The sequence below is a fragment of the Streptomyces sp. MMG1121 genome (genome assembly GCF_001280015.1).
Classification (GTDB): Bacteria; Actinomycetota; Actinomycetes; order Streptomycetales; family Streptomycetaceae; genus Streptomyces.
Genome location: NZ_LGDV01000187.1, coordinates 123,098 through 136,465 on the forward strand (window position 1 = coordinate 123,098; position 13,368 = coordinate 136,465).

At 70.7% G+C, this 13,368-nt stretch carries 11 protein-coding genes; 4 read left to right on the forward strand and 7 right to left on the reverse strand.

Translation table 11 applies throughout. The features are described from left to right. Nucleotides 1-264 precede the first annotated feature (264 nt). Nucleotides 265-1,137 carry a metallophosphoesterase family protein gene (locus tag ADK64_RS18145; RefSeq protein ID WP_053660180.1) on the forward strand — a complete coding sequence of 291 codons (873 nt, stop codon included), beginning with the start codon at nucleotides 265-267 and terminating at the stop codon, nucleotides 1,135-1,137. 534 nt (nucleotides 1,138-1,671) lie between these two features. Here the strand turns inward: ADK64_RS18145 and ADK64_RS18150 are convergent. Beyond that, the gene (locus ADK64_RS18150) at nucleotides 1,672-2,070 is read right to left on the reverse strand and encodes a hypothetical protein (RefSeq protein ID WP_063789916.1); all 399 of its coding nucleotides are present in this window, start codon (nucleotides 2,068-2,070) and stop codon (nucleotides 1,672-1,674) included. 491 nt (nucleotides 2,071-2,561) lie between these two features. Between ADK64_RS18150 and ADK64_RS45975 the strand changes: the two genes are divergently transcribed. Beyond that, entirely contained in the window at nucleotides 2,562-2,888 is a 327-nt protein-coding gene (locus ADK64_RS45975; RefSeq protein ID WP_159046289.1) for a hypothetical protein, read from the forward strand. A gap of 561 nt (nucleotides 2,889-3,449) precedes the next feature. On the opposite strand, the gene ADK64_RS18155 is transcribed toward ADK64_RS45975, so the two are convergent. The 4 genes from ADK64_RS18155 to ADK64_RS18165 form a co-directional block, all read right to left on the reverse strand. After that, entirely contained in the window at nucleotides 3,450-6,311 is a 2,862-nt protein-coding gene (locus ADK64_RS18155; RefSeq protein ID WP_078992704.1) for a SpoIIE family protein phosphatase, read from the reverse strand. Nucleotides 6,312-6,468: 157 nt separating this feature from the next. Further along, entirely contained in the window at nucleotides 6,469-6,651 is a 183-nt protein-coding gene (locus ADK64_RS18160; protein WP_053660184.1) for a hypothetical protein, read from the reverse strand. Continuing rightward, nucleotides 6,615-6,785, reverse strand: a complete 171-nt coding sequence (locus tag ADK64_RS45980; RefSeq protein ID WP_159046290.1) for a hypothetical protein — start codon at nucleotides 6,783-6,785, stop codon at nucleotides 6,615-6,617. The genes ADK64_RS18160 and ADK64_RS45980 overlap by 37 nt, the downstream gene beginning before the upstream one ends. 389 nt (nucleotides 6,786-7,174) lie before the next feature. Further along, the gene (locus ADK64_RS18165) at nucleotides 7,175-7,936 is read right to left on the reverse strand and encodes a G1 family glutamic endopeptidase (protein ID WP_053660185.1); all 762 of its coding nucleotides are present in this window, start codon (nucleotides 7,934-7,936) and stop codon (nucleotides 7,175-7,177) included. 244 nt (nucleotides 7,937-8,180) lie between these two features. Between ADK64_RS18165 and ADK64_RS18170 the strand changes: the two genes are divergently transcribed. Continuing rightward, on the forward strand, nucleotides 8,181-9,155 hold the full coding sequence (locus tag ADK64_RS18170; RefSeq protein WP_053660187.1) for a helix-turn-helix domain-containing protein: 975 nt from the start codon (nucleotides 8,181-8,183) through the stop codon (nucleotides 9,153-9,155). Nucleotides 9,156-9,196: 41 nt separating this feature from the next. Here ADK64_RS18170 and ADK64_RS18175 read toward each other — a convergent pair whose 3' ends face one another. Beyond that, the gene (locus tag ADK64_RS18175; RefSeq protein ID WP_053660189.1) at nucleotides 9,197-10,006 is read right to left on the reverse strand and encodes a TrmB family transcriptional regulator; all 810 of its coding nucleotides are present in this window, start codon (nucleotides 10,004-10,006) and stop codon (nucleotides 9,197-9,199) included. Nucleotides 10,007-10,275: 269 nt separating this feature from the next. On the opposite strand from ADK64_RS18175, the gene ADK64_RS18180 reads away from it, so the two are divergent. Then, nucleotides 10,276-11,532, forward strand: a complete 1,257-nt coding sequence (locus ADK64_RS18180) for a S53 family peptidase (protein WP_234384619.1) — start codon at nucleotides 10,276-10,278, stop codon at nucleotides 11,530-11,532. 79 nt (nucleotides 11,533-11,611) lie between these two features. On the opposite strand, the gene ADK64_RS18185 is transcribed toward ADK64_RS18180, so the two are convergent. Continuing rightward, complete coding sequence (locus tag ADK64_RS18185; protein ID WP_053660191.1) at nucleotides 11,612-13,249, reverse strand: esterase-like activity of phytase family protein; 1,638 nt, start codon at nucleotides 13,247-13,249, stop codon at nucleotides 11,612-11,614. Nucleotides 13,250-13,368 lie beyond the last annotated feature (119 nt).

Sequence of the window (13,368 nt, forward strand, 5' to 3'; positions counted from 1 at the left end):
AGTCGGCCGCAGGGCCGTCGGGACCGGCGTGCCGACCACGAGGCCCCCACGGCCCAGCCAGGCGTGTCAGTGCTGAGTCGTACTGTGCCGATGCGCCGCGACCATTCCTCGCCGACGTCGGTGGTGGCGCGTCGCCGCTCAGCAGATCCACTCGGAGTTGTCTTCGATGTCATAGGCAACGGCAGCCAGGAGCAGCAAGGTTGAGGGGCAGCGCGCCGAGAAGGGCCGTGGCCCTGCGCGGGCGGCGGAGGTTACCTTGCAACGATGCGGATCCTGCATCTCTCTGACACTCATCTCGACCGGGCCGGCGGCCCCGATGCCGACGGCGGCGATGGCACCGCGGCTCTCCGCCGTCTGCTGGACGAACTCGGCCATCTGCACGACCTCGACGCGGTGGTGGTCACCGGTGACGTCGCGGACGACGGCTCCCACGAGGCATATGAGCGAACGCGTGAACTCCTGTCCGGCTATGCCGGCCGAAGAGGAGCGGACGTCTTCTACACGACCGGCAACCACGATGACCGCACCGCATTCGCCGACGTGCTCGGCAGCGGCCACGTCCAGCCCGAGGCGGTGTACGACGGCGCGGCGGGTGAGCGGGCGGCAGCAAGTACCGTCGACGGGTGGCGGCTGGTCACGCTGGACACCCTCGTTCCGGGCAAGGGCTACGGCCGACTCGACGACGGCCAACTCAACTGGCTGCGCGGACTCCTGGCCGCCCCGGCGCCGCAGGGCACCGTCCTGGCCTTCCACCACCCCCCGGTCGCCCTGGACGTCGACATTCAGCGGGCGTTGGGTCTGCACAACAGCGCCGAACTGGCCGAGACGATCCGCGGGACCGACGTCCAGCTCATCCTGTGCGGGCACTTTCACCTGCAGATCCTGGCGCGCCTGGAACAGGCGACCGTGTGGGTCACACCCGGCGTCGTCAGCCGTATCGACCTGACCGCCCGCCCCGGCACCGAGCGCGCTGTCCACGGCCCGTCGGCCTCCCTCGTCCACCTCGGGACCGCCCACGGCCCGGTCATCCATACGCTCCACGCCCGGGACCCACGTATGGGCGAGACGGTCTACGAGGCCGACGAGGAGGAGATGCGCGAGGCCATCGAAAGGCTTGGTCCTTCGCGTCGAGCCTGAGCCAAGCGCTCCAGTCGACGTGTCGGTTCAGGCAAGCCGGGCACATCGGGGCAGCGAGAGGTACGGCGGCTCGACCGTCGCGGGGGTCGGCGACGGGCCTCGTCGATGCCGCCTCGGTGACGGACACCTGGTCGCGGGCGGTGCGGTGCCCACCTGCGAGGGCGCGGCGTCGCCCCGGTGGTATGTGCGGGACGCGGCAGACTGCGGGGTTCCCGTTCGACTACAGCTCTGCCGAAGTCCGCGCCGCAGACGCGACAGGAGCGATCCGTCCAGCTGTCGGAACCGTCGCCGACGCAGCCGCTCCGTCTCCCCCGCCGTGCCCGGCGCGACCGGTCCGCGCCGCTGGTCCGCCGTGCAGCCCCGACCGGACACCGCGCCCCGCCCCGATCAGTCCCGGCGCGCCTCGGCACGGGCGTGCTCCGGTCGGCCACGCGGCGCCCGCCGGCGCGCGGCCGGGGAGCCATGCCGCTCTCCCCGGAACGTCGTGCCGTTCCGGGGAGAGCGGTCGATCAGCCTGCGGTTCCGTTGCGGCGTCTAGCGGACGACGCGGACGGTCACCGGCGCGGAGGTGCGGTCCGTCTTCGGGTGCTTGTGGTGCCCGTCGGTCGAGTAGAGCACCGAGCGGAACTGCAGCTCGCCCGCGTGCGTTGCCTTGACGTTCGCGCGCGCGTCGCCGGAGAAGCTCTGCTTGACGGCGCGCCAGTTGCTCCAGTGGCCGGGTTTGCCGGACCGTTCCTGTATGACGAGCGTGGTGTACGGCGCAGCGTCGTCATCACCCTGGCCGTGTGCCTTCACCACATGGCCGACGTGCACCGTGTGCGGGCCTGCCTGGATCGAGATGTCACTCTTCGCGAACGCCGGGGAAGCCGCCAGTGCCGCCGAGGCCACACCCAACGCACCGACTACCCCGAGCCGCTTCAAACCAAGCTTCATGCTTGGATCTCCTTGGATCTCCTCGTTCCCGAGCATCAGTCAGGGCTTCCAACAGCCGCCCCACTTGACGCGCTTTCGCAGAGGAAGAGCAGGTTGCGCACCGAGAAGTTAACTCCCGATTGTCACGACCTTGTAACCTCGTAGGTGCTGGTGGTCGTATCCCTCGTCCAGGTGCGGTGTGTGCGGGCGTCGGCGTCGTGGTCCACGGCGGGGACTGTCGTGGGACGCCGTACACGCCAGCTCCACCAGGCCCTCGGCCGACGGCACATGCAAGCGTGCTCCGATGCTCACACACACGTGCAAGGCACGCATCTCCGCTGGACGCAGCTCGTCTTCAACACACGGACAACGTGCCCCCGTCCGTGTGAGCCGACCGTAGGCAGGAAGGCGTCGTTCGAGGACCCGTTTTCGAGGACCCGTCGGACACGGTCGCGTCGCCTCCGCCTCGTCGAGCAGGCTGCCGGCCCCTCGTGAACGGTCGAGGCCAAGACGTGTCGATCGTGCCGAGGGGGCTTGAGCCGAATGACGATCCCCCGTGGTGCTCGGCCAGCGCGGTGGTTGACGGCCGTTGCGTGGTGAAGTCCGCCTGGGCCCGGCCGGCCGCGTTGCGGGTCTGTCATCAGGCGCAGATCCAGGATGCTCTGCGGACGGCCGCACCGCCGCTGCCGCTGCCGCCCGTGGTCGCGGTTTCCCGCGATCCGGCGATGCTGGTCCTGCGCTGGGTTCCGGCGACGCGCTCGGTGGCGCGGGGCGTCCGACGTGCTGGGCCAGCAGCCAGGATGCGGTGGGCGACCGAAATCCCCGCCTTCTTCGCCTGAGGGTCGGACCGCGCCGCTTCTTTGCAGGTCAGCTTTCTGTCAGAGGGGGGAACGCGGTTCCCAGAGGGCAGGGCGCTGTCGATTCGAACGGGGTGGAGGTCGACGCCGCAGCCGCCGTCGTCGTGCTCACGGCCACGGCGCCCCCGGTCTGCAGGGACACGGCGGCTCCCGCCGGGGCCTGACCGAGCCGGCCCGCCGTATCGTCGTCGGACTCGGCGCGGACCGGTCCCCGCTGCCACGAACATGGATGCGCCAGGCACGGTTCGGTCCGCCTCGGCACGGGCGCGCTGCATCACGAAACCCAGGTTACTGAGACACGCTCCTGGCCAGTCCGGGGACGATCACGTGGTGGGCGGAAGCTGCGCATCCAGATGAGTCGGCCGCTGTCCCGCACCGGCCGACGGGAACACCGAGGCCGTCGGCCGCCTCCAGGTGGAGTTGCTCGCGGGGCACGTGGATCCGGCACCCGCCGTCGCCCGGCAGCTCGACGGCGAACGTACCGCGTCGTCAAGTCGATGGCGAAGGCGCCGTCCTCCGCAGGCGCAGGTCAAGGCGTCCGGGTCAGACCTCGAGCGATACGTCGGCACGTGGCGCCTGCTCACACCAGATGGTCTTGCCGCTCGCTGTCTGCCGTGTCCCCCAGCGTTGGGTGAGCTGCGCGACGAGCAGCAGGCCGCGCCCGCCCTCGTCGAACACGCGGGCCCTGCGGAGGTGCGGTGCGGTACTGCTGCCGTCGGACACCTCGCAGATCAGCGTGCGGTTGCGGATCAGCCGCAGCCGGATGGGAGCGCTGCCGTACCGGATGGCGTTGGTGACCAGTTCGCTGACCACCAACTCGGTGACGAAGGCGGCCTCGTCCAAGCCCCATTCCGCCAGTCGGCGCAGGACGTCCGCTCGGACTCCGGCCACTGCCGCGGGATCGGCAGGAACGTCCCAGGTCGCGACCCGGCCACTGTCGAGCCGCTGGAGGCGGGCCAGCAGCAGGACGGCATCGTCGGCCACCCGGTCTGCCGGCATGTCCTCCAGAACGTGGTCGCACAGGGCGTCCAGCGAAGCACCCGGTGTCGTCAAGACCCGCTCAAGCGCTTCCGTCCCTGCGGCCGTCCCATGCTGCCGGGACTCCACGAGACCGTCGGTGTAGAGGGCGAGCAGGCTGCCCTCGGGCAGGGGCACCTCACTCGCCTCGAAAGGAAGCCCGCCCAGCCCGAGGGGTGGTCCGGCAGGCGAGTCCCAGACGGTCGCGGTTCCGTCCGGGTGCGCCACGATCGGTGAGGGGTGTCCGGCGCGGGCCATTGCACAGGAGCCCGACACCGGGTCGTAGATCGCGTAGAGGCAGGTGGCGACGACCTCGCCCGTGGCCGTGAGGTCCGAGTCGGAGTCCACCTCTGATTCCATGGCCAGCCGGATGACGATGTCGTCGAGCTGCGTGAGCAGCTCGTCCGGTGCCAGGTCGACGTCGGCGAGTGTGCGCATGGCGGAGCGCAACCGGCCCATGGTCGCGGCGGCGTGGATCCCGTGTCCCACCACGTCGCCGACGACCAGTGCCACGCGTGCGCCCGACAGCGGAATCACGTCGAACCAGTCACCGCCCACTCCGAGCCGGGGATCGGCCGGCAGGTAGCGGAAGGCCGCCTCGACGGCGCACTGCTCCGGCAGCCGTCGGGGCAGCAGGCTGTGCTGAAGCGTGAGGGCCACCGTGCGCTCGTGGGTGTAGCGGCGGGCGTTGTCCAGGCAGACGGCGGCACGGGCGACCAGTTCCTCGGCCAGGGCAAGATCATCGGTACCGAAGGGGTCGGGGTTCCTGGACCGTACGAAGTCCACCACGCCGAACGTCGTTCCCCGTGCGGTCAGTGGCACCTCCATCCAGGAATGGAACCCGTGCTCCTGGGCCTTGGCCCGGCGCACCGGATCTTCTGCCACCCACGCACGGATGGCAGCGTCCGCCACCTGATGCAGCTCCGAGCGTCCGGTCGCCAGACATCGCGCCTGCGGCGAGTTCTCCGTGACGAGGTCGAGGTCGTCCACGCTGGTCACGGCCTCGGACGTGTCTGCCAGCACGGACCGGTGCGCGACTCTGCGCAGCAGGGGGTCGGCCACCGGCCCGGGAGCCGGCTCCTTGCCGCTCAGTACCTCCTCCAGCAGGTTGACGCTGACGAAGTCGGCGAGCCGGGGGACCACCACGTCGGCCAGTTCCTGCGCCGTACGCATGACGTCCAGGGAGTTGCCGATGCGCGCGCCGGCGTCGTACAGCAGGTTCAGGCGCTCGCGGGCCTCTTCGACCCGGCCGGTCAACGCGAGGAGCTCGGTGCTGTCCCGCAGGGTCACCACGAACCTGGCGGGGCCGCTGTGGACGGCCGCGGGCCGGAGGTTGACGGCGAGCAGACGGCTGCCTGCCCTGTGCACCTCATCGGTGGCGGACTGCCCGGAGGCCAGCAGTGCGGCCATGTCCCGGTCCAGGCCCAGATCGTCCACGGGCGACCCGACCCCTGTCGGGCGCAGGCCGAGCAGACGCTGTGCCTCGTCGTTGGCCAGCACCAGCCGCCGTTCGGCGTCCAGAATCAGCACACCTTCGCGGACGGCATGCAGGACGGCGTCGTGGTGCTCGTACATCCGGGTCATCTCTTCGGGGCCCAGGCCATGCGTCTGGCGACGCAGCCGTCTGCTCACCAGCGCCGCCCCTCCCGAGGCCAGGGCGAGCGCGGCTGTTGCGGCACCGAACAGGGCCGGCAGCTCGCGGCTCACCGCGGCGCCCACGTCGACCGTCTGAAGGCCGGCGGAGACGATTCCCACCACCGTGCCGTGGGCATCGGTGACCGGAACCAGGGCCCGCACCGCGTCCTGCGGCCTTCCTTTGAAGACCTCGGTGAAGGCCTGTCCGGCCGCCGCCCGATGGATGTCGCCCTGGGCGCGTCGGCCGATGAGACGAGGGAGAGGGTCGGTGTAGCGGATCCCGGTCTTGCTCAGCACGTCGACGAAATCGACGCCGGCACCCTTGCGGGCCTCCTCGGTGAGCGGCTGGAGGGCGGTCGTCGGATGGGGCGACGCGAGCGCCTGCACCAGTCCGGGAGAGTGGGCAACGCCCTCCGCGACGGCGAGCGACCGGTGGCGTGCGTCGTTCTGGGCGTCGTGCGCGGTCTTGAGGAGCAAGGCGACCATCGCGGTGGCCGCGAGCAGGACGAGGACCGCCAGCTGCCAGACGAACGCCTGGCCCGCGACGCTCCGCACGCTGAACAGCGAGGTCAGATACGTTCTGCGGGACCGGCCGCGCGTGCCGTGGCGGCGCGACTCCTCCGTGTCCCCGGCGTCCGGGTCACGGTCGGAATCGGCGCGGCTGTGCCGACTGTCCCGACGCCTGTCGACCGCTCGATACCTGTCGGCCACCAGGCGGCGCAGCGATGCCGTAAACCGACCGAACCGACGCATACCACCATTTCTAGCACCCTGTCCTCTGCCAGGACGTACCTTCGACCTCGCTCGGCCACCCTCACCGCCCCGATGCCTCCCACCGGCCGAAGCCGCGGGATCGTCCGATGCTCCGAGGCCGCGGCGAAAGGTGCGCCCGCCGCGGCCTCGCGCCTGGTCAGGATGGCTTGTGGCGCCGATGGTCCTGCCGGAGGGCGTCGAGGATCCGGGCGGGTTCCAGCAGTCCGGCCTCGCGGCAGCGGGCGGCGGCGGCCGTCAGGCGGGTGATCGCCCGGTCGAGGCCGCCGGGGGCGCGGCCCTCGATCAGGGCCGCGATCCGCAGTGCCTCGGCGCGCGGCACCTCGCCGTGTTCACCGCCCCCTCGTACGCGGTGACGGCGGCTTCCGCCTCGGCGAGGGCCTCCTGCGAGCGCTCGGCCTCCGCCAGTACCCGGGCGCGGCGGTAGTGCACGGCACCGCTCTGGTACCCGTCCACGAAATCCTCGTCGTCGGCCGGCGCCGCTTCCCGTACCGCGTCCGCCCGCGCCGGGTGGCGAGCGCCTCGCCGGCGCCCTCCGCTCCGCGGGCGGGCATCGTCACCCGTGCGTACTCGCACATCATGTGCCTGATCTGGGACGGGTCCGGCGCCCCGGCGTGGGAGGCGACAGCACGCTCGTACACCGCGCCGGCCGCGTCCCAGCGGCCGGCCAGCGCGAGCGCCGTGGCTGCCTCCGCGCACACCCGTTTCCCACGTGCTGGTCATGCGGTCCCTATCGACGACTGCGCTCGGCTGACGGGCGGACGGCGGGTGCCGGAAGGCCGTGGGCGCCCGGACCTGTGTGGTCCGGACGCCCCTTGCGGTTTCGGAGCACCGCTGATCGGCCGTCAGTAGCGAATGACGCTCGGCCGTTCGGTGGGCGCGTGCGATGTGCGGGCGGCACCGCTCGGCGTCATGGAGAAGGAGCCGCCGGACAGCGGTCCGGGCCCGTAGCCGCCGCTGGTGAACGCCTGCGGATTCGTCGTGTCGAGCGACTGGCCGTCCACCGTCACACCGGAGAAGTCCAGTTCGCTGAAGGAGGGATAGCTCTGGGTGGGGGATTCGATGACCGCTTCGGCACTGGCGTTCTGCGCGCCGAGGTTCTGGTTGACGTGTTCGGTCCAGCCCCTGGTGTTGTCCTTGAGCGTCAGCGTATAGCTGCCGCCGCCGTTGGAGACCACTGAGGCGGTGAAGCTGTCACCTTCGGAGATCGGGTCGTCCCAGTACACCGGGGCGGCAGGATACATCTCGTACCAGGCGGAGAGGACCGGCGACCCGCTGGAGCAGTCGGTCTGCACTCCGGTCTGTTCCACCGTCTGCGAACCGTAGCCGTCCAGGCCGATCCAGGGAGCGAACAGGTCGTTACTGCTGTTGCAGGTGACGTGCGGTTCGGTCCAGGAGCCGCTGATGGTGCCGAAGCTTCCGGTGGCGACGTATCCGCCCCAGTTGCTGTCCTGGAATCTTCCCGAGTGCGGGCCGAAGCCCGCGCCGGCGGCGGCCGCTGACGTCCCGGCACACGCCGGGACGAGAGCGACGGCGGCGAGCAGCAGACCCGCGGCTGCCGCCCGGCCGGTGAGGTGAGGATGTCTGGTTTCTGTGTTCGTGCCCATGTACCGGTCTCCTGTGGGGGATGGAGTCGATGTTCGGGGGGCCTGTCAGACCGGGGTTCATCGTGAATGTGGACTGTGTGAACCCTCAAGAGTCCGGCGCCAACCGGAACCCGCCATGGCGAGAACATGACACAATGATCCGGTGGCGGGCACCGCTCATCGAGCTTCGCCCGCCCGGAGCCGAAGGGCGGTCAGGGTGTTCCCAGCCGATTTTCACACGGCGTCAGGCGTAACCCAGCCATCGGTGCCCCTGCGCGCGGCGTCGGGTGGTCTGCTCGAGGGCCTCGGCATTCCCGAAGCGGAACAGAACACCTATCTACGTGTCCTTACCTCTCCGCACTGCACCGCAGCCGGTCTCGCCCTGGAGCTGGGTCTCACGGCCGACCGTGCCGAGCGGCTGCTGACCGCGCTCGCCCAACAGGGCCTGGTCACCCGGCACGACGGTCTTCCGGCCCGCTGGTCGGCGGCGGCGCCCGACGTCGCCATCGAGGCACTGCTGCTGCGCCGGGAGGAGGAACTGTTGCGCACCCGCGGCCGGGTGGGGGAATTGATGCGGGCCTACCGGCGGGCCCAGAGACCGCACGCGGCCGATCTGATAGAGGTGGTCACCGGCCAGGCCGCCATCGCCGAGCGCTGGCGGCAGATGCAGGACGGCGCACGGCGACATCTCCTCCTTTTCGACAAGCCCCCGCACATCTCGCCCACCGACACCGAACTGGAGCGCTCCCTGCTGGCCCGCAGCGTGCGCATCCGCGCGGTGTACGAGGCAGGCTCGGTCAGCGCCCCCGGCCGCCTGGCCGAGATCCGCGAGGTGGTCGCGGCCGGGGAGGAGGCGAGGGTACTCCCGGAACTCCCGTGCAAGCTGGCCGTGGTGGACGACCGCTGGGCCATGCTGCCAGTGGCGACCGGCTCCGAGTTGCAGGCCGCGGTACTGGTCCGGGCCTCTTCCCTGCTGGACGCGCTGACCGGAATGTTCGAGGCGTACTGGCATCGGGCGGTACGGGTGCCGGACGCGGGCGGCCCGGCGCTCGGCGCGGGGACCCGCCGCGGAGAACTGCTGACGCTGCTGTCGGCCGGGTTCACCGACGACAGCATCGCTCGCCAGATGGGCGTTTCACCGCGCACCGTCCAGCGGTGGGTGCACGAGGTGATGGACGCCCTCGGCGCGCGGACCCGCTTCCAGGCGGGCATCCAGGCAGCCCGGGCCGGTCTGCTCTGAGGCCCGCCGTCCAGCGAATCCTGCCCGGCGCGGAACTCGGATCAAGCGTGTTCACCGGGGACGGCGTCCCGCCACACCGTGTCGAAGGCCAGGCGCAGGCAGGTCGCGAGCGCCGGGTGTTCGATGAAGAGGGTGGTCGTGGAGCCGGCGCCGGCCACCGGGTCGGGCATGTCGCACAGGACGAGGGAGGCGTCGGCGACGACGAGTTTCAGTGGCAGGTCGGGGACGAAGCGGGCCTCCTCCCCCGCGGCGGCGAAACGCCGGACGTGTTCCACCGTCTCGGGGTCGTCCAGCGCGTCGGCGAGATAGATCGCGCGGACGGTGCCGCCCGCCCGGTGGAGCCGGCGTACCACCGCGATGCCCTCCGTGTTCTCGGCGGGGGCGACGAACGGCGGCTTGCAGAAGGTGAGGAGTTCGTGCCGCGCCTGCCGCTGGATGTCGGCGAAGCGCTCGGCGATCGCCTTCGGGTCCCGCAGGATCTCGATGTAGTCCAGCGGATCGGTGTGCTCCCGGCCCTGGGACCACAGCGGTTGCAGCAGACCGGCCAGCCCCTGCGAGACCCGCTCCAGCCGGTCGACGGACTCCCGTTGCAGCGTCATCAGCCGGGCTAGGGCCAGCTCGGGTGTGACCGCCGAGTACGTGGCCACACGCCCGGGGTGGGCGGCGACCAGCTGACGTCGTACAAGTGCGTCCAGCACGTCGTACACGCGCTGGCGCGGCACATCGGCCTCCCGGGCCGCCTCGGCGGCCGTGAAGGAACCACGCCTGATGAGTGCCAGGTAGATCCGCGCCTCGTACCGGGCCAGGCCCAGTGACATCAGGTCGTTGACGGTTGCGTCCTCCAGCTCCATGGCTGCATAACGTACCCGCCGAAGCCGGGGAGTTGAGGGCAAGGTTTTACCAACCGACTCTGTTCTCTTCGGCAAATGGTCAATAATCTCGTCCACAGCCACCACTGACCGGGGTGGCACACCAACAACACGCCCGGAAACGGGCTCCACTAGGCCACCCCCAACGGAAAGCGCTTGTCATGCTCTCGCCACTTCGGTGGGCGGGGCACGCGACATCGCTTCCGGCCGCCGTCGCGGAGCCCATCCATCCCCCCACGGAGGGCAGTTCATTGCATTCGCATCGCAGAAGGAACCCGATACGCCGCAGCGCGCCCGCACTGCTGTCCGCAGCGGCCCTGATCACCGGCGGTCTCGCCATCGCCACGCAGTCGGCAGCCTTCGCGACCACCACCACACATTCCACCGCCACGTCCGCCGCCGCGGTGCACACCCACCGGCTCTGCTCGCAGCCGAGCAAGCCCGGCTACATGGCGTGCGAGGCGGTCGTACGCACCGACCTCAAGGCACAGAAGTCGCTCGGCCGCCACGACACCCCCCAGGGCTTCGGGCCGACCGACCTCCAGGCCGCCTACAACCTGCCGAAGGACGGCGGCAAGGGCGCCACCGTCGCGATCGTCGACGCGAACGACGACCCGAACGCCGAGAAGGACCTGGCGGCCTACCGCTCCCAGTACGGTCTGCCGGAGTGCAGCACGAGCAACGGCTGCTTCAAGAAGATCGACCAGGACGGCGGCTCCAACTACCCTACGCCCGACTCGGGTTGGGCCGGCGAGATCTCCCTCGACGTCGACATGGTCAGCGCGGCCTGCCCGCAGTGCCACATCCTGCTCGTCGAGGCCAAGTCCGCCAACATGGAGGACCTGGGCGCGGCCGTGAACCAGGCCGTCAAGCAGGGCGCCAAGTACGTCTCCAACAGCTACGGCGGCGGCGAGTCGGCCGACGACACCAAGGCGGACGACCAGTACTTCAAGCACCCCGGCGTCGCCATCACCGTCAGCTCCGGTGACAGCGGCTACGGCGTCGAGTACCCGGCCGCCTCCCCGTACGTGACCGCCGTCGGCGGCACCTCGCTCAAGAAGGACAGCAGCACCCGCGGCTACTCCGAGTCCGTGTGGGGCACGTCCGCCGGCGGCGACGGGGCAGGCTCGGGCTGCTCGCAGTACGAGACCAAGCCGTCCTGGCAGAAGGACACCGGCTGCACCAAGCGCACCGTCGCCGACGTCGCGTCCGTCGCCGACCCGGCCACCGGCCTCGCCGTCTACGACACCTACCAGGCGAGCGGCTGGAACGTGTACGGCGGCACCAGCGCCTCTTCGCCGTTCATCGCCGGTGTCTACGCCCTCGCGGGCACCCCGGGCTCCGGTGACACTCCGGCCTCGTACCCCTACGCCCACCCGGACAAGCTGAACGACGTCACGAGCGGCTCCAACGGCTCCTGCAGCGACTACCTGTGCAAGGCCGGCAAGGGCTACGACGGCCCGACGGGTCTCGGTACCCCGAACGGCGTCTCGGCCTTCACCAAGTAGACCGGACGGCAGACCAGCAGTACAGCAGAGCGGAAGAGCCCGGCACGCGCCAAGTGCCGGGCTCTTCCCGCGGGTTGGGTCACCTGACGGTGATCGTCACCGTCGCCGTGCTGGTCGCGGCAGGGAGGCGGGCGGTGTCGACGGCCAGGTACTCACCGTCGTCCTGCGTGCCGTCCGGGAGGGTCTTGGCGTGCAGGGAGTACGGCGGGACCGGCGTCGCGTCGGAGATTCCGTCGACTCCGAAGTCGCTGTCGTTGCTGACGACGACGGTACGGCCGCCGTCCGTCGTGGCGACGCCCTCGATCTTGTCGTGGCCGAAGAAGCCGCCGGCCGGGTCGAGGCCGGTGAGCAGGCCGCCGAGGTCGAGACCGAGGCTCTTGGTGACGGGGGTGATGCCCGCGGCCTTCAGGGCGGCCGTCGCTGCCGCCGTGTTCCCTGCGCCCACGTACGCCTCGATCGTCTGCTGGGCCGGGCCGACGAGCAGCCCGCCCTTCGCCGCGTCGTACGCGGTGCCCGGCACCGTCGCCTTCGGACCGATGTCCGTGGCGCCGGCGACATCGATGGCGAACAGCTTCTTGTAGGCGCCCGGTTCGGTGTTGCCGTCCCGTTCGTCGACGAGGAAGCGGGTGCTGCTCAGGGCGGTGATCTCGCTGACCGCGCCGCTGTTCGTCTTGGGGTCGTCGAGCAGGTACACGTACTCGTGCGTGACATGGCTGCGCAGGTCGTACGTGACGATGCGCAGCGCGGTGATGTGCTTGACCTTGACGCCGCTCGACAGGTCGGGCGCTTGGAGCGCGGACTGCATGATGCCGACGAGCGTGCGGCCGTCGGGGGTCACGGTCAGGCCTTCCATGCCCTTGTTGGGCACCCGGTTGGCCAGCTCGGCGGGGAGTGAGCCGTCGAACGGGGATAGCCGTGCGATGGCCCGGCCGTCGGGGCCGAAGTGCGTGACGTAGGGACCGTACTCGTCCGACACCCAGAAGGTACCGTCGCGCATGGCCACGAGGCCCTCGGAGTCGTAGCCGTAAGGCGAGTGCGGCAGCGCCTTGCCGTTGAGGTCGACGAGGTTCTCGCCCGTGCCCGCCTGGGAGTTGACGAGCCCGTTGTACGGGGTGCCGTCGGCAGCGCGCAGCGGGATGGTCCGCTCCAGTACGGCCTTGGTGCCCGTCAACCGGAACTTCCCGATCGCGGGGTCGAAGTCGGGCAGCGGCAGCACCTTGTCGCCGTTCGGCGCGTCGACGTTCGGGCCACGGTCGGTCAGGCCGTAGAACTCGTCCTTCGAGCCGGGCACCGGGTACAGGGAGGAGCCGTACGCACCGGCGGTCACCCGTACCCCGCCGATGGTGGCGAGGGGCTTCAGATGGGTCCGGTACAGCCGTACGGCGTCGCTGATCCGGTAGGTGAAGGTGTCGGTGCCGCGGTAGCCGGCGTCAGGGGTGTAGCGGAACGAACCGTCCTGCTGGAGCGCGAGCGTGCCGTGGGCGGTCTTCGTGTGTGCGACGAGGGTCGCCGGGCTGCCTGTGTCATCGGCCAGTACGCCACGGCGCGCGCCGACGGTCAGCGTCCGCCCGACGTGCGCGGTGTAGGCGTCGTCGCGTGCCTGGAGCTTGGGCGTACGTCCCTGGACCTGCGGCGTGCCGGCGTCGGCCGGTCCGGTGCCGGCCAGGGACAGCACCACGGCCGACGCGGCCGCGGTCGCGATTGCCAGACGTCTCATTTGATCCCCTCCTCGTCACGCGTCCCGATGACGCGCGACCGGAAGTCTGATCACCGCGCATGGCCGGAGGGCGTCCGGAAGGTACGGCTGGGGTAAAGCATGCCGGGCCCGGGCGGGCC